Consider the following 16,874-nt stretch of genomic DNA (forward strand, 5'->3'; position numbering starts at 1 on the left):
ACAACTGCTTGCGAGGTGAACATGCGTATCTCTGTCGTGGCGATGGGTTCGCGCGGCGACGTGCAGCCGATGATGGTGCTGGCCGACGAACTGCGCACGCGCGGTCACGAGGTGACCCTCGGTGTGCCACCGGACCTCGTCTGGATGGGCATTTCCGCGGGCCTGCGCACGGAGAGCATCGGGCCCGACATCCGACCCGTGCTCGAGGTACCGGAGGCCCGGGAGTGGCTGGCGTCGAGGGACTTCCGGGCGCTGGGCCGACGGATGGAGGCAATGGCGCGCGAAGCCGGACCACAACTGATCGAGGACATCCCCAAGGTCTGCGCGGACGCCGAGGTGATGATCGCGGGCGTGTTCGCCGACGACATTGTGCTGTCGTGCGCGGAAGCCGCCGGGGTGCCGTTCTTCGCGGTTCATTTCGCTCCCTACCGACCCTCGAGCGCCTATCTACCTCCGGTGGTCACGGGCCGTTCCCTTCCCGGATTCCTGAACCTGGCCGGCGGTCACCTGTTCCAGAGCCTGTGCTGGGCGAAATTTGGCGGTGATCCGCACGGCTTGCGACGCCGGCTGGGAATGGGGCCGACCTGGCGCGCAACGGCCGTACGGATGGCCCGCCGCGGGGATCAGACGTTGCAGGCATTCAGTCCCGTCGTGGTGCCGAAGCTGCCCGCTCGGGCTTCGACGCCCGTCGTCGGCTTCTTCTCGCTCCGTCCGGAGTTGCACCAGGCGCTCGGGGACGCCGCGTTGGACGACGATCTCGTCAAGTGGATCGGCTCGGGCGAGAGCCCGGTGTACGTGGGTTTCGGCAGCATGCCGGTCGCGGATGAGCGCGTCCTCGACGTCGTCCGAACCTCCGCCGAGAGGTTGGGAATTCGGATCGTGCTCAGCTCGGGATGGAGCTCGGTCGCGGCCACCTCCGACGATCGGCTGCGGGTCGTCGGCAAGGTCGATCACGATCAGGTGTTCCCGCATTGCCGTGCCGTCGTTCATCACGGCGGCGCGGGCACCACGGCGGCCGGGCTGACGGTGGGCGCACCGACGGTGGTCTGTTCAGTGTTCTTCGACCAGCCGTTCTGGGGCAGCCGGGTCGAGCAACTGGGCGCAGGGGTCCACTTGTGCTTCAAGAATTTGTCGGTCTCAACATTGTGTGCAGCACTGACATCGGCTCTGGAGCCGACAACGGTGCGGGCCGCAGCCCGAACCGGTGCGTTGCTGCGTGAGGATCGACCCGGCCAGTGCCGGTCGGCGGACTTGATCGAAGCCGCCGCACTGCGCAACGGCGCGGCGGTCGCCTGAGGCAAGGCCGTCGGTCCCGGTCCTGACGCCGTGTCAGGTGAGTTGCTGGGCCAGGGCGAGGATGATTCCGGCCGGGCCGCGGAGATAGCAGAGCAGGTAGCTGTCCTCGTAGCGCGTTACCGCGCCGAGGAGTTCGGCGCCGTGGGGGCGGAGCCGGGCCAGGGTGTCCTCGAGGTTGTCGACGGCGAACATGACGCGGTGCAGGCCCAACGTGTTCGCCGGGGCGATCGCCGGGTCGGGGGTGATCGCCTTCGGGTTGTGGTACTTCGCCAGTTCCAGCCGGCCCGGGGCGTTCGGGATCCGCATCATCGCGATCTCGCTCCGCATGTCGTGCAGCCCGACGACGTTGCCGGCCCAGCTTCCTTCGATCGGCGTTCGGCCTTCCAGTTCCATGCCCAGTTCGGTGAAGAACGCGACGGCGGCGTCGAGGTCGTCGACGACGATGCCGACGTTGTCCATGCGGCGAATCGTCATGGCCCCGAGGATAAGGTCCCACCACCATGTCGGCGAGGCAGGGAGAGCCCGCATCGTTGCGGTAGCGGACGGCGGGTCTGTCGCGTTGGTCGCTAACGTTGGGCTGGTCGTCGGGGGTCGCGGATCTGGGGGATGCGTGCGGGCAACCACGTGCCACATGTCGATCTCGTTGGACGGTTTCGTTGCCGGTCCCGATCAGAGTCTGCAGGACCCGATCGGGCGGCGCGGGTTGGAACTGCACGGTTGGCACATCGGTGATCCGCGGGCCACCGCCGCGGACGTGACGGCGCGGGACTGGCTGCTGCGCCCGCGTGGTGCCTACGTCATGGGCCGCAACATGTTCGGGCCCGGCCGCGGACCCTGGGACCTGGACTGGACCGGGTGGTGGGGCGCCGAACCGCCGTATCACGCGCCGGTGTTCGTGCTCACCCATCAAGCCCGCGACCCGATCCAGCTGCAGGGCGGCACCACGTTCCACTTCGTCACCGACGGCTTCGACGCCGCCTACGCCGCAGCCCTCGAGGTCGCCGCCGGCGACGGCGTCGACATCGCCGGTGGCGCCTCGGTCGTCCGGCAGGGGTTGGCTGCCGGCGTCATCGACGAACTCACCCTGGACATCGCCCCGGTACTGCTCGGCTCCGGTGAGCGGATCTTCGACGGGGTCGAGAATTTCGGCTTCGAACCTGTCGAGGTCCTGCACTCACCACTGACGACCCACATCCGCTACCGCAGGACGAACTGAGCCGACGGTCCTGCGCTGTTTGTGACCCCCGCCACACGATGCTGATGTCACGAACCACGACCCCGATCCGTCCCTTGTCTCGACGCTCCGAATATCGGGCGCAGAGCGGGAGGATGATCGAGATGAGCGAGCACCGAGTGCTTGTGCTGGGCGCCGGCTACGCCGGCATGACGGCCGCGCTTCGCCTGGCCAGGCGAACCCGGCGCGCCGACGTCCGCGTGACCCTGGTGAACCCGGTGACCCGGTTCACCGAACGGGTGCGGCTGCACCAGACGGCCACCGGTCAGGACCTGGCCGACCTGCAGATCCCGGAGATGCTGCACGGTTCGGGTGTCGAGTTCGTCCAGGGCTGGGTGACCGGCGTCGACGCGGCGGCAGGGGCGGTGGCTCTGGACGGCGGCCGGGTCCTTGCCTACGACCGGTTGGTCTACGCGCTGGGGGGTGTGACTGACACCCAGTCAGTTCCCGGTGTCGCCGAACACGCCTACACATTCGACGACGCGTCGTGCGCAGTCCGGCTCGCGGAGCACCTGGCCGCGCCGGCGGCGGGCAGCGTGGTGGTGGTCGGCGCCGGGTTGACCGGCGTGGAATCGGCGGCGGAGATCGCCGAGTCCTATCCCGACGTGCGGGTGGTCCTGGTGGGCGGGCAGGGGCCCGGGGCGATGATGGGCGCCAAGGCCCGGTCCTACGTCGAGGCCGCGCTCGAACGCCTCGGTGTGGCGGTCCGTGTCGGTGCCGAGGTGACCAAGGTGCTGCCGGCGGCGGTCGAACTCGCCGGTGGGGAGGTGCTCGATGCCGACGCGGTGCTGTGGACCTGCGGCGTCCGGGCGTCCACGGTGGCCGGCGAGGCCGGGATGGCCGTTGACGAGCGCGGGCGGATCGTGACCGACGCCTACCTGCGGTCGGTCTCGCACACAAACGTCTACGCCGTTGGTGATGCCGCCGTGATCGAGCAGAACTGGGGCACCATGCACGGCACCTGCGGCGCGGCGGTCCCGAGCGCGATCCACGCCGCGGACTCGATCGCGCGGGAGCTCCGCGGCGGCAAGCCGCGACCGTTCCGGTACGGCTACGTCCACCAACCGGTCAGCCTCGGCCGCCACGACGCGGTCATCCAGTTCACCCGCCCCGACGAACGCCCGCGGCGAGCCGTGTTGACCGGCCGCCGCGCGGTGACCTACAAGGAGGCCTTCTGCGCCTTGCCGTTGCCGGGCTTCAAGTTCATCAGTCGGTACGGCGGGCCGATCCCGCTGCCTCGTGGCGGTTCGGCCACGCGGGGTCTCGGATGACGGTCGACCCCGACGGGCGCGGCGCCGACGTGGACGCCGAGGCGAGTTTCCTGGCCCACCGCAGGTTGCTGTTCGCGGTGGCCTACCGAATCCTCGGCACGGCAAGCGACGCCGAGGACGTGGTCCAGGACTCGTGGTTGAAATGGTCGACGGCCGAGCGACGCGCAGTGGCCGACGTGAAGGCCTACCTGGTGCGCATCGCGACCAATCTGGCCGTCGACCGGCTGCGTTCGGCGCGCGTGCAGCGCGAGACCTACGTCGGTCCGTGGTTGCCCGAGCCGGTCCTCACCGACCCGGACGTCGCCGAGCACTCGGTGCTGGCCGATTCGGTGTCGATGGCGATGCTGGTGGTGCTGGAGACGCTGACCCCCTTGGAGCGCGCCGTGTTCGTGCTGCGGGAGGTGTTCGGCTTCGGGTACAACGAGATCGCCGACGCGGTGGACCGTTCCGAGGCCTCGGTCCGGCAACTGGGCCACCGCGCCCGCGAGCACGTCCAGGCCCGCCGCCCGCGCTTTCGACCCGGGCCGGACGAACGCCGCGCGGCCACCGAGAAGTTCCTCGCCGCCGCCCTCGGTGGTGACCTGAACGAGTTGCTGGAAGTTCTCGCCCCCGACGTCACGCTGTGGACCGACGGCGGCGGCAAGGTCCGTGCGGCCCTGCGCCCCATTCACGGCGCAGCGAAGGTCGCTGCGTGGCTGGTCGGGGTCCGAGGCCGCGGCTACCAAGGCATCCGGCCCGAGGACATGCGCGCCGAACTGATCGAGGTCAACGCCGGCACCGGCATCCTGCTGTCCGGCCCGGACCGCCCGCTCGCACTGATCTCCGTCGAGGTCGGCGAGGTCGGGACGGTCACCGGCATTCGCGCTGTCGCCAACCCCGACAAGCTCCGGTTCATCGAGCCCGGATCGGGCCGGCTCAACTGAGGTCCGGAACCCGCGCGCTTCCTCCGCGAGGTCGACGCACGCGTGCCCGGGACGGGATTCGAACCCGTGCTGCCTTGCGGGAAGCGAGGTTCAAGCTCCGACAGGTGGGGTTCGGGGTAGGTCGTCGGAGTCATCCGCGCAGGTCAGACCCGATGAGGTACCTGGACGGCCGGGCCCGAACTGGAGCGAACTGCAACTGCAAGCAACTACGGGGCCACGCCCTTCCGCGACCGCGGCGGACCACCGCGCCCCCGCAATCCGAACACGAGGCACTGACCTGCGGATTTGTCTCTGAACACCCTGGCCGGGATGTGTCAAGTTGACGCACCTCACATCGGGCTTTTCTTCCTAATGTTGCGCGCAACCCCAGTGCATCGCGCCCGACGAGCAGGGAGTAAGGATGAATCTCGGCAGGAAAGGAATGCGGAAGCAAGCTTCGACCGCCGTACCGGTGATTGCCAGCATGGCGCTGATGCTGGCCGCCTGCGGTGGAAGTTCCGGCAACAACGTGGCGCAACAGGCCGCCGCCCCCGCAGCACCTGCATCCACCACGAACGCGGCCCCGGCAGCAGCTACCGCTCCCCAGCCCGCTGCGGCCGCCGCCACGACCACCACGGCCGCGAAATCCGCACCGGCCACCGGCACCAAGACCGACACGAAGCCGGCGACCGCCCCGGTCAAGTCGGCGGCCAAGCCGGCGGTCGCCAAGTCGGCCGGGGCTCCGGCCAAGAAGTCCGAGGCAGCTTCCCCGAAGGCGGCGCAGGCCGCCGTAAGTGCCGCCGCAGCCGACCAGGTGCACAGCATCGACACCAACGCGGCACAGCAGGCGGCCAACCAGAAGATCTACGACCAGGCCAACGGGGCCACCGACGTCGGGATCACCAAGCAGTCCATAACCCTGGGCACCGTGAACATGCACGGCATGGCCCTGGGCAACGTGCTGATCACCCCGATGATCAACGGGGTGCGCGGTGCCCTGTCGGCGATCAACGACCGTGGCGGGGTGCTCGGCCGGCGCATGTCCGTGATCGACTGCGACGACGGGCCGGGCGAGGTGGCCCGGTCGAAGGCGTGCATCAAGAAGCTGGTCGGCGTCGACCGAATCTTCTCCTTCCTCACCTACTCGACCTGGGCGAGCGCGTCGATCCACGACGATCTGAAGCAGTACCACATCCCCGTGGTCGGGATCTGGGCCTACTCGCAGACCGAGTGGCAGGACCCGTTCATGTTCCCGACCCACATGTCGATGATCCACGAGGCCATGGCCGGGGCGCACTGGGCGGCCAATGTCATCAAGCCGAAGACCTACGGGCTGATCTGCCTCACCTCGCCGGAGATGCAGCTGGCCTGCAACCAGGTCCAGCGGGTCATGGACACGGCAGGCGCCAAGATGGTCAAGCGTGCGGACGTCTCCATCTCGGAGACCTCGATGTCGGCGTACGTGCTGGCGATGCGCGCGGCGGCGCCGGAGCACATCATCCACTACGTGATCAACCCGGCGACGATCGCGAAGTTCATCGTGGAAGCCGCGCAGCAGGGCTACTACCCGCCGAAGGGAATCTCGGGTAACCACCTGGCAGCCGAGGTCCTGGGCTCACTGTTCGGACAGTGGCCGGTGAACCGCTACTGGACCAACACCACGTACAAGCTGTGGGGCCCGGAGTTCATCGCAACCATGAACAAGTACGCCCGCGGCAACCGCGGCATCAACCACCACATCGTCCAGGCCGGCTATGTGGGCGCGAACATCTTCGCCCTGGCCGCCAAGGCGATCGGCCCCAACCTGACCCGCGACCGGCTCATGGCGCAGTTGGGCAACGGTGACGTCTACCGGTCCGACAGCTCGTTGGACCAACGGTTCAGCTGGTCGCAGGGCGAGCGCACCGGCGACAACTGGAACAAGGAATGGGGTCAGGGCCGCGAGTTCATGTACAAGTACACGTCCACGAACACCGTCTCGAACCCCGACGGCTCGCCGAACGGATTCAGCCCCGACGACAGTCAATACGTCATCTACACATGGAAATGAGCCGAGCGGAGAAAAGCGAGGAACGAGCTTTTTCTCCCGAGGCGATTGAACATGTGTTGAGCGCGAAGCGCGATCACACATGGAAGTGATCGGTTCGAGTTGAGCGCACCGGCCGGCCGAGCTTCGACTCGGCCGGCCGATCTCGTCCGCCGACGGCGGTCACCGAAGGTCAGGCGTCCGGAACGCCGAGGGTGCGGATGCGCCGGTACAGCGTGGACCGGCTCATGCCCAGGCGTTCGGCAGCCGCGACCTTGTTGCCGCGGCAGGCATCAAGAGCCGCGATGATCGCGTCGTGCTCCAACTGCTGGACCGTGGTCAGCCGTCTGGCCCGGACCCCACCGCGGTACTCCAGCGGCAGATCGGTCGGGATTATGTCGCCGGCCGACCGGTTGCGCAGGACGTTGCGCAGCACGTTCTCCAGTTCCCGCAGGTTACCCGGCCACTGGTGCGCGGCGAGCACCTCGACGGTCTGCGGTAGGAACCGCACCGTCGAACCCGGGCACAGGTGCCCGACCAGGTCGTGGATCAAGCGCCCGAGTTCGGGCAACCGGGACCGCAACGGCGGAAGATCGATCCGCACCGGGCAGTGCGCCATCAGCATGGCGTGCTCGCCCGACGGCTGACTGGTAGGGGCCGTCGTCAACGCGAACCAGACCGCGTCCTGCTCCAGCAGGGACAGCAGATTGCGCACTGCGGCAGGCGGCACCAGCTGCAGGTCCTCGACGACCACGAGAGATTCACCGGAGACGAGGTCGCGGAACTTCTCCAGCCACGCGGACTCGCCGAGGTTGACCACGTCGGATCCCTCGATCACGGCCGGCGGATGGGAGGCGGCGAGTTCGCGGATCAGCGTGGTGCGCCCGGTACCCGGCTCACCGCACACCAGGACCGGCAGGCGTCGGGTGCGCGCCTGCTCCAGGGAACGGACGAGATCCTCGACTGGGGCACAGAATCCCGCACGGCGGGCCGGCGGTCCGTGCTCGTCCAACCGCTCGAACTCGAACAGCACCCGACCGGTCCCGTCGATGCGCCGGACCTCGACCCGCACCCGGGCGCCGGAGGACAGCACCAGGGTGTGGGTGCGCCGGTCGTGCGCAGGGGCGGAGTTGGCAAGTTCGCGGAACGCGGCCTGGTCGACGGCGTCGAAGATCTCCATCGCCGCCGGGTTGGCCAGGACCGCCGTGTCGCCGAGGACCAGAACCGGTCGACCGCGCCGTTGCGTGGCGGTCCGGTACACGTCCAGCATCCGTTGGTCGGCCGCACAGGCGTATTCGAGCAGTCGTTGCTCGATCTCGCGAACCGATCGGACCAGCAGCGGCCGGATCAAGGGGTTGCCCGTGCCCACGGGGCAGGAGATGTCCAGGACGCCTTCCAACGCCTGTGTCACCGGGTTGAGGATCGGGTGTCCGTAACAGGAGAAGTTGCGCAGCGCGTCGACGTAGTGCTCGTCACCGGTCACGGTGAGCGGCTTGCCCAGGGCGACGACCGTGGCGATCGAGTTCGTGCCCGAGTTCTCCTCGCGGAACTCCGCACCAGGAACCATGCCGAGACGGTCCAGCATGGTCCCGATCTGCATCTCGCCGAATCGGCGTTCGATGATGCGGGCGCGGTGATCAGCCAACGCGAGGCAGTACGTGGTGCCGTCGAAGTCGTCGGACAGTTGGTCGAGCACTGGCTTGGCGGCCACGGCCAGTCGGCTCTGTCGGTCGATGTCCGCGACACTCAATGTCGACAGGTCGACGCCGGGTTCCAGGCCGCTGTCGATCGCCCGCCGCCACGATCTCTCGATGTCAGGCCGTAGCAGGCGCCCGTCCACCAGCGCCCGCAGCCGATCCCGTGCCCCGGGCAGCAGACCGTTCAGGCTGGTCTCGGACGGGTCGGCCATCTCGCTCGTCCCCCAGGATTTCGGAGGTACTCGGGCCCGCTCGGATGGGCGCGCCTGTGCCACGGGCACAGTCACAGTACGCCTGCGCAGTGCAGTCCGCTGTGTCAACCTGACACAACTTCCCGCTGCCGTCCGCAGCTGGGCGACAAGGCGCTGGCGGGCGGCACAGGTGCGTCAACTTGGCACACCCGCGACCGTTGTGCCCGACCTACGATCGCCCTGCGCTGCGCCGCAGTCCCCCGTAGGTGAGAGAGCGCCCGAGCAGGTCAACCCCCTCCGTGCCGGTACCTCCGACTTTCCGGTCGGGCCGGCCGGGCGGAGATCGTGAGGATGCTGCGATGACGACGGCCGTCCTGGCCCATGACCGCATCAAGGACTTCGACTGGGCGCCGAGCTACGTGCCCGGTTCCACCCGGTACCCGACGAAGTTCAAGATCCCTGGCAAGACCAAGGATCCGTTCCGGACCTTGGTGCGCGAGTACCTGTCCATGGAGCAGGAGAAGGACGAGCGCCAGTACGGGGCCCTCGAGGATGTGCTCTCGCGCACCGGCGCCGCAGCCCGGTCCGATCGGGGCTGGATGGAGGCGCTGAAGCTCGTCCTGCCCATGCTCGTCTATGCCGAGTACGGCGCGATGAAGAACATGGCGCAACTGGTCGAGACGGTCGACAACCCTGAGTTGCGCCAGGGCTATCTCACTCAGGCGTTGGACGAGCAGCGGCACGTCAATCAGGAGTTGTACCTGCTGCGGCACTTCGCCCGCCACGCCGAGGATTCCGAAGGCTTCGACCGCGGCATGCGCGTGCGCGGGTCGAACGTGTTCGGCCGCGCCTCGCGGTGCTGCTTCGAGAACTACTTCGTGAACGACCCGATCGAGAGTGCGATCACGCTGTCGGTGGTCACCGAGACCGCTTACACGAACCCCTTGTTCGTGCCCCTGACCGAGGTCGCCGCGTTCAACGGCGACGATGTGACGCCCGGGGTCTTCCTGTCGATCCAGTCCGATGAGGCCCGGCACATGGCCAACGGGTACTCGACACTGGCAGCGGTGCTCAGCGTCGACGAGAACCTGCCGCTGGCGCAGGAGGCCTTCGACCGGGCGTTCTGGTGCCAGCACGCATTCCTCGACCCGTTGCTGGGCGCGCTGTACATGTACTTCACCCCGCAACGGATCAACTACGTGGAGAAGTGGCAGGAGTGGATCGTCGATGACTGGGTAAGCGGCTACATCGCAAAGCTGGAGCGCTTCGGTCTGAAGATCCCCAAGCACTTCGCCCACGCCGCCGAGCGGTTGCAGTGGTTGCCGCACACCGCGGCCATGGTCGGTGCCGCCACCTGGCCGTTCCACTGGTGGCGCTTCCCCGGGCTGGACGAGCGCGGCATGGAGTGGATGGAGCAGCAGTTCCCCGGCTGGCACGCGATCTACGGCTCGTTCTGGGAGGGCTACCGCGCCCTGCAGGACCCGAAGGCGGGGATGATCCCCTTCCAGGCCTTCCCGGCAGCGCCACCGCTGTGCCGAGTCTGCGCGATGCCCACCGTGTTCCCGCATCCCGGTGCGCCGACCGCCCGCGTGGTCGAGCACGCCGGCCGCCTGCACGCGTTCTGCTCGCAACCGTGCCAGGAGATCTTCGACAACTGCCCCGAGCGTTACCTGCAGATGCGCGCCTTCGACGAGATCTTCGACGGCTGGGGCCTGGACGAGTACATCGTCAAGAACGGTCTGCTCCGGGCCGACGGCAGGACCCTGGTGGCGCAGCCGCACGTCGACGACACCAAGCCCATGTGGACCATCGACGACATCGCGAAGTTGGGTGTGGAGATCGTCGACCCGTTGCGCGTACTGGCCGCCCAGAATGCGGGGGCAGCCGACGACTCGGCCGCCCCGACCGACGGATCGGAGGGTTGAGGGATGGCCGCCGACGCGACCGCGAAAGCCCCGCGCGACTTCACCTACATCACCCCCCGCCGCCGCCGGGTCTCGGAGTACGAGGCCGTGAACCTGTACGGCCAACCGAGCATCGACGGTGGTTGGGACATCGACCCGGGGATGCTGCGCACGCCGGAGGGACGACCGGCGTGGCGCGTGGAGTCCACCCGGCTGCGGCACCCGGACTGGTTCGACTTCCGCGACCCGTCGCAGCTGTGGCAACGCACGTTCACGAAGCTGCAGGCCGAGCAGGAGCGCTCCATCGAGCGGGCCACCGAGGACGCAGTCGCCGAGGGCACCTTCGAAGACTTCGACCCGGTGTGGTTGCAGGAGATGGCCCGGCACTACCGGGTCTGGTCATTCGTCGAGTGGGGCCTGTTCCGCGCGGTCTTCAGCGCGTCCCGCGAGTGCTTGACCGACGCCCTGTCCGCCGCCTTCACCTTCGAGGCGTTCGACCGGTTGCGCCACGCGCAGGACGTCGTCCATTACCTGCTGGCCATTGAGACGGCAATGCCCTCGTTCAGCGACGCGGGGGCCAAGGAGGTGTGGCTGACCGATCCCGTGTATCAACCCTTGCGCGAACTGGTCGAACGCCTCATGCACGTCACCGACGACTGGGCCGAGGTCGCCGTCGTGCTCAACCTCGTCTTCGACCCGATCGCGACAGAGACCGCGGTCAGCAGGCTGATCGGCCGCCACGCCCCGTTGCACGGGGACGGGGTCACCCCGGCCATCGTGCGCACCACCGAACGCGACCGTCGGCGAAACCGTGCCTGGACCGAGGAACTGGTCCGCATGGTGACTGCCGCCGAGGTCCCGTCGGCGTCGGCCAATCGGGAGATCGTCAGCGGTTGGATCGAATCCTGGACCCCTGCCGTCGTCGCGGCGACCGAACTGCTGGGCGCCGTCCACGCCAGGTTCCCTCAACGATCCGCCGAGTTCAGCGATTTGCTGAAGGCCGTGCTCTCCGCGCAGCCCGACCTGCACATCGACGCAGAGGTAGGTGCCTGATGCCGACCGCTACCTCCGAACCTGCCTACGAAGTCGGCCTGGTGCTCATGAAGAGCCCCGAGGCGGACGCGACGGTCGAGGCACTGCTCACTGCGGGCCAACCGGTGCAGGTGGTCGACCGCGGGCCGTACCTGCACGTGATCAGTAACGAGGACATCCACGTCGACCTGGAACAGGTGGCCGACGAACTCGGCGAGGACATCGCCCTGAATCAGTGGCTGGTCGTGATGAGCACCTACAACGGCCGCATTCGCACCGACGCCGGATCCATCACCATCACCAAGGACCTGCCGGAGTGATCCGCTGCGAGAAAGGAAAGCGCTTGTGAGTGCGGAGGACATCGCCCGGCTCAAGCCGTTGGCGACGACCAAGAAGCAGTTCGACTTCGAATGGGACTTCCGTCAGGGTGTCGAGCGCTACGAGACCTGGGACGAGGTCCGGGTCGGCGATTCCGGGCCCGGGATGCGGACCTTCCTCGTCGAGGAGGAGGACATCGTCGCGTTCAATCGGTCCTGCTTGGAGACCGACCCGATGTACCTCGACGCCGAGTACGCCCGCGGCCGCGGCGGACTGTGGCAGCACCCGCTGTTCGTGGTGCAGGTGGTCTTCTACTGCATCGACACCGGCATCGGGTCCTGGTTGCGCTCCCCCGGAGCCCGCAACCCGGGCCAGTTCATCGAGTTGTACGAGCCGTTCGTGGTCGGCGAGACGATCAGCGCGACGATCACCCACCGGGACAAGTGGATCCGGCGCGGGAAGACCTACATCGAGGACGTCGTCGATCTCCACAACGAGGCCGGCGACCACAAAGCAGTGTGGCGGACCCGATTGATCATCCCGCCCACGCGTGCCGAACTCGTCCGCTATGCGAGCATGTGAGGAGGACACCGTGTCGAACACTGCGCTGCACTATCAGGATCTGACGCTGGATCAGGAGTTCCCGCCGGTCGAGCACCAGGTCACCCAGGAGGTGATCGACCGTGCCGCGCTGGCGCACCTGGACTTCAACCCGGTGCACACCAACATCGAGTGGAACACCCGTGCGCAGGTCTTCGGCACGCCGAAGACCGCCGGTCACGGCATGCTCACCATGTCGATGATGGCCTCGTTGATCGACCGGCAGTGGCGGTCCGCGGGCGCCACGGTCTTCCGCATGGAGTCCAAGCTCGTCAAGCCGGTGAAGGTGGGCACGCGGGTGCGGTGCACCGGCAACATCCGGGAACTCCATCCCCGCGAACCGGGACGCAGTTACGCGGTCGTGGCGATCACCGCCACCGACGACGAGGGCGACACGGTTGCGGTCGCGAACTACGCGGTCCGGGTGCCGGACTGACCATGACCGGCGCGGACCCGCGGTACTGCAGCGTCGACGACCGCACAATGGGCGGGATGCTGCGGTGGAAGGCGCAGCAGGACCCGGACGGACTGGCCCTGGTGTGCGGGCGGGCCCGCTGGACCTGGCGGATGCTGAACGAGCGGACCAACCGGGTCGCCGCCGCCCTGCGCGGTCTCGGGTTTGGCGTCGGGGATCGGGTCGGACTGTTCCTGACCAACCACGCCGACTACCTGGCCTGGTACCTGGCGTTGGCCAAGACCGGAGTGGTCGGGGTTCCGGTCAACCCCGCCCTGACGGCACCGGAACTGGCGTACATCGTGGCCGATTCCGGCTGTCGGCTGCTGCTGGTCGACGAAGGTCGGCACCCGACAGCGGCCGGAATGCCCGCCGCCCTGCCGGCCGGAACCCCAGCGCCTGCGCAGTTGCTGCTCGGGTCGAGCGAGTACCGCGAGTTGCTGGAGTCGGCCGACCCCGGCGAACCGCCGGGCAGCATCGACCCGGCGGCTGCCTTCTTCATGTGCTACACCTCCGGGACCACCGGTGCGCCGAAAGGCTGCGTCCAGAGCCACCGCGGCTTCGTCGACCACCACCGGCGTTGCCACGACGGGTTCGGATTCGGCCCCGATGACGTCATGCTCATCCCCGGGCCGCTCTTCCACGAGGCGCCCGCGCTGTTCTCCTTGGCCCAGTTGTTCTTCGGCGGCACGGTCGTCGTGCTGGAGACGTTCACACCCGAACTAGCCGTCGCGGCACTGCGCGCGGAGCGGTGCACGACCGTCGGGTTCGCCGTGCCGGTGATGCTGCAGCGGATCTGCCAACACCTGGCGGCGACCGGAGACCGGGACGACTGGACGGGACTGCGCTCTGTCGTGGTGGCGGGCGCGCCCCTGCTCGCCGAGACCATGCACGCCGTTCTCGACACCTTTCCGGCCACCGCCCTCATCGAGTTCTACGGCGCCACCGAGCTCGGCGTCGCGACCTTCGTGGACCATCGCGAGTGCCCGGAGCGAGGACGCACGGCGGGGCGCCCGTTCCCCGGGATGGCGACCCTGATCCTCGACGAGACCGGCGAACGGCTGCCGACAGGCGAGGTCGGGGAGATCTTCGTCAGCCCGGTCATGATGGACGGCTACCATCGCCGACCCGAGGCCACCGCAGAGGCCACCCGCCGCTTCGGCGAAGCGAGCTGGCTCAGCCTGGGCGACCTCGGATACCTCGACGCCGACGGCTATCTGCAGGTCGTCGACCGCAAGAAGCACATGATCATCTCCGGCGGTGAGAACGTCTACCCGGTGGAGGTGGAGAACGTCCTCGTCGACCACCCGGCGGTGCTCGACGCGGCTGTTCTGGGCCTGCCCGACCAACGCTGGGGCGAGATCGTCACCGCCGCGGTCGTGACCGCGGCCGGAGCCGATCTCGGGCTGGACGAGGTGGACGCGTTCTGCCGGGCCCGACTTGCGCCCTACAAGGTCCCCAAGCGTGTCTTCGTGCTCGATGACCTCCCCCGAACGGCCTCCGGCAAGGTGTTGAAACACGTGCTGCGCGCCGACCTTCTGGCCCGGGCGACTGTCGCGGCTCCAAACTGACAGTACGTCAGAACTGAGTTCTCGCCGCCACTCCGCCGGGCCGCCCGGGTGCAGAAGTGCTCCAACTTGGAACACCTATGTGTCGTCGGGCACACCTACTATCGGTCTCGCGCCGAACCCGCCGATTCGAGCTCTTGAAGGAGGAATCGTGAGCGCAACCCTCGAACACCCGACGCTCCCGTCGGTCACGGATTTCATCTCCTCGCCGAAACGATTGTTGATCGACGGGAAATGGGTTGACGCGGCCTCCGGTCGAACCTTCGCGACGTTCGACCCGGCGACCGGCGGGCGGCTCACGGACGTGGCCCACGGCGGGCCGGAGGACATAGACCGCGCAGTAGCCGCGGCCCGACGCGCGTTCGAGTCCAAGGTGTGGCACCGAGTGGCACCCAACGTCAAGCAGCGCATGCTCTTCGGCATCGGCGAGCGGATGCTCGCGCGGGCCGAGGAGTTCGCCCACCTCGAGGCGCTGGACAACGGCAAGTCCGCGCTGGTGGCGCAGGTGGTCGATGTGGTCTGGGCCGCCGACATCTTCCACTACTACGCAGGCTGGGCAACGAAGGTGGAGGGGCGCACCATCCCGGTCTCGGTCCCTTGGGTCCCGGACGGGCAGTTCCACGCCTACACCCTGCGCGAACCCATCGGGGTGTGCGGTGCCATCATCCCGTGGAACTTCCCGCTGGTGATGGCCGCCTTGAAGATCGCGCCGGCACTCGCAGCCGGGAACACCGTGGTTCTCAAGCCGGCCGAGCAGACGCCGCTGAGCGCGCTGCTGCTCGGTGAACTGCTGCTGGAAGCAGGCATCCCGGACGGCGTGGTCAACATCGTGCCCGGGTTCGGCGACGCCGGAGCCGCACTCGCCGCCCACGACGACGTGGACAAGGTCGCGTTCACCGGATCGGTCGAGACCGGCAAGCGGATCGTCGAGGCCGCGAAGGGCAACCTCAAGAAGGTTTCCCTGGAGCTGGGCGGCAAGAGCCCGAACATCGTCTTCGCCGACGCCGACCTCGAGGCCGCCGCGGTCGGCTCGACGATGGCGTGGCTGTTCAACCACGGGCAGTCCTGCGTCGCCGGAACGCGGCTGTACGTAGAGGACCGGATCTTCGACGAGTTCACCGCACAGGTCGCCGCTATCGCCTCGGCCGCGAAGCTCGGGCCCGGTCTGGACCCGGCAACCCAGGTCGGCCCGCTGGTGTCGCAGCAGCAACTCGACCGGGTCACCGGGTACCTGGAGCAAGGCCTGGCCGACGGGGCCCGCGCGCTGACCGGCGGTGGCAGGCACGGCGACACCGGGTACTTCGTCCAACCGACCGTGCTGGTCGACGTCAAGCCGGACTTCAGCGTCGTGCGTGAGGAGATCTTCGGGCCGGTCGTCGTCGCCCAACCGTTCTCCGCCGAGCAGGAACTGATCCAGGTCGCCAACAACAGCGAGTACGGCCTGGCCGCCGGCATCTGGACCAACGACCTCTCCCGCGCGCACCGCGTGGCCCAACAATTGCGAGCCGGAACCGTCTGGGTCAACACCTACAACGCCCTGGACACAGCCCTTCCCCACGGTGGTTTCAAGCAGTCCGGCTGGGGACGCGAACTGGGCGCCGAGGCCATGGATCTCTACACCCAGACCAAATCCGTCAACATCCAGCTCAAGCCTGCCGACTGACCGGACTCTCCCGCGCTCGATCGGCGCGGAAGAAGCGCACGCCGGCGCAGTGCGGGAATCGGCCGGCCGTGCGGTAGGCGCTGCCGCGATCCCCCACCGCCTAGGGGGATCGCGGCAGCATCCGGCGGGCCGGTGCCGGGCCGGTCGCCACATCGGCCGTGGCGGCACCGGTGGCCCGCCCTGAGGCCCGGCTGAAGTGGCTGGCGTCCGCGAACAGGGTGGGAGTAGAAGATGTCGACGTAGTCCAGGCCCAGCCGCTGCAACGACTGGTCCGGACTGGCGAGCAGATACTTGCGCGACCCCCCGGTCGCCGTACGGGTCAGGCCACATGTCCCACCCGGCCTTGGTGCTGATGATCAGCTCGTCCCGGTAGGGCCGGAAGTCCTGTGCCGGCAACCGCCCCAGGTTTTCCTCGGCGACGCCGTAGGGCGGTCCGTAATTGTTCGCCAGGTCGAAGTGCGTGATCCCGAGGTCGAAGGCGCGGCGGACGACGGCCCGTTGCACCTCGAGCCGGCGGTCGCCGCCGAAGTTCTGCCAGAACCCCAGCGAAAGGAGTTCGACGCCGCTGCGACCGGCTCGCCGGAGCGCATCTTCCCGTACCGTCCGGCATCGGCGAGGTAGGTGCTGGTCGCGTCCATTTCCGCCCTGTCCCTTTCTCGAGCTCAGTCGACGGCCGCGACTGCGGCCAGGTCCTCGTGCATGTGGCCGGCGATGACTG

Annotated in this window: 14 protein-coding genes and 1 pseudogene; 12 read left to right on the plus strand and 3 right to left on the minus strand. The window is 68.2% G+C overall.

Translation table 11 applies throughout. The features are described 5' to 3' along the window. Positions 1–21: 21 nt before the first annotated feature. Positions 22–1,296: a glycosyltransferase gene (locus VHU88_16370; GenBank protein HEX3613265.1), complete on the plus strand. Its 1,275-nt coding sequence runs from the start codon at positions 22–24 to the stop codon at positions 1,294–1,296. 33 nt (positions 1,297–1,329) lie between these two features. Here VHU88_16370 and VHU88_16375 read toward each other — a convergent pair whose 3' ends face one another. Continuing rightward, positions 1,330–1,770, minus strand: coding sequence for a VOC family protein (locus VHU88_16375; GenBank protein HEX3613266.1), 441 nt, complete (start codon positions 1,768–1,770; stop codon positions 1,330–1,332). Between the two features lie 157 nt (positions 1,771–1,927). Here VHU88_16375 and VHU88_16380 point away from each other — a divergent pair, with 157 nt between their 5' ends. The 4 genes from VHU88_16380 to VHU88_16395 all read left to right on the plus strand — a co-directional run bounded on the left by VHU88_16380 (position 1,928) and on the right by VHU88_16395 (position 6,753). Next, a complete protein-coding gene (locus tag VHU88_16380; GenBank protein HEX3613267.1) occupies positions 1,928–2,512 on the plus strand; it encodes a dihydrofolate reductase family protein in 585 nt (194 codons plus the stop codon). Positions 2,513–2,634: 122 nt separating this feature from the next. Then, positions 2,635–3,801 carry an FAD-dependent oxidoreductase gene (locus VHU88_16385; protein ID HEX3613268.1) on the plus strand — a complete coding sequence of 389 codons (1,167 nt, stop codon included), beginning with the start codon at positions 2,635–2,637 and terminating at the stop codon, positions 3,799–3,801. After that, positions 3,798–4,724 carry an RNA polymerase sigma-70 factor gene (locus VHU88_16390; GenBank protein ID HEX3613269.1) on the plus strand — a complete coding sequence of 309 codons (927 nt, stop codon included), beginning with the start codon at positions 3,798–3,800 and terminating at the stop codon, positions 4,722–4,724. The genes VHU88_16385 and VHU88_16390 overlap by 4 nt, the downstream gene beginning before the upstream one ends. Before the next feature lie 421 nt (positions 4,725–5,145). Then, a complete protein-coding gene (locus tag VHU88_16395) occupies positions 5,146–6,753 on the plus strand; it encodes an ABC transporter substrate-binding protein (GenBank protein ID HEX3613270.1) in 1,608 nt (535 codons plus the stop codon). 169 nt (positions 6,754–6,922) lie between these two features. Here the strand turns inward: VHU88_16395 and VHU88_16400 are convergent, their stop codons facing one another. Beyond that, positions 6,923–8,638, minus strand: a complete 1,716-nt coding sequence (locus tag VHU88_16400) for a helix-turn-helix domain-containing protein (GenBank protein HEX3613271.1) — start codon at positions 8,636–8,638, stop codon at positions 6,923–6,925. Positions 8,639–8,976: 338 nt separating this feature from the next. Between VHU88_16400 and VHU88_16405 the strand changes: the two genes are divergently transcribed. From VHU88_16405 to VHU88_16435, 7 genes are all read left to right on the plus strand, one after another. Further along, on the plus strand, positions 8,977–10,542 hold the full coding sequence (locus VHU88_16405) for a hypothetical protein (protein HEX3613272.1): 1,566 nt from the start codon (positions 8,977–8,979) through the stop codon (positions 10,540–10,542). Positions 10,543–10,545: 3 nt separating this feature from the next. Beyond that, complete coding sequence (locus tag VHU88_16410) at positions 10,546–11,574, plus strand: hypothetical protein (GenBank protein HEX3613273.1); 1,029 nt, start codon at positions 10,546–10,548, stop codon at positions 11,572–11,574. Next, positions 11,574–11,873, plus strand: coding sequence for an MmoB/DmpM family protein (locus VHU88_16415; GenBank protein HEX3613274.1), 300 nt, complete (start codon positions 11,574–11,576; stop codon positions 11,871–11,873). The genes VHU88_16410 and VHU88_16415 overlap by 1 nt, the downstream gene beginning before the upstream one ends. Positions 11,874–11,898: 25 nt before the next feature. Further along, a complete protein-coding gene (locus tag VHU88_16420; protein ID HEX3613275.1) occupies positions 11,899–12,453 on the plus strand; it encodes a hypothetical protein in 555 nt (184 codons plus the stop codon). Positions 12,454–12,463: 10 nt separating this feature from the next. Beyond that, positions 12,464–12,907, plus strand: coding sequence for a MaoC family dehydratase (locus VHU88_16425; GenBank protein HEX3613276.1), 444 nt, complete (start codon positions 12,464–12,466; stop codon positions 12,905–12,907). Positions 12,908–12,909: 2 nt separating this feature from the next. After that, positions 12,910–14,496, plus strand: coding sequence for an AMP-binding protein (locus tag VHU88_16430; protein HEX3613277.1), 1,587 nt, complete (start codon positions 12,910–12,912; stop codon positions 14,494–14,496). Between the two features lie 148 nt (positions 14,497–14,644). After that, entirely contained in the window at positions 14,645–16,156 is a 1,512-nt protein-coding gene (locus VHU88_16435; GenBank protein HEX3613278.1) for an aldehyde dehydrogenase family protein, read from the plus strand. Between the two features lie 360 nt (positions 16,157–16,516). On the opposite strand, the pseudogene VHU88_16440 reads toward VHU88_16435, so the two are convergent. Beyond that, a pseudogene (locus tag VHU88_16440) lies at positions 16,517–16,660 on the minus strand (aldo/keto reductase). Between the last annotated feature and the right edge of the window lie 214 nt (positions 16,661–16,874).

Source organism: Sporichthyaceae bacterium (assembly GCA_036269075.1).
Classification (GTDB): domain Bacteria; phylum Actinomycetota; class Actinomycetes; order Sporichthyales; family Sporichthyaceae; genus DASQPJ01.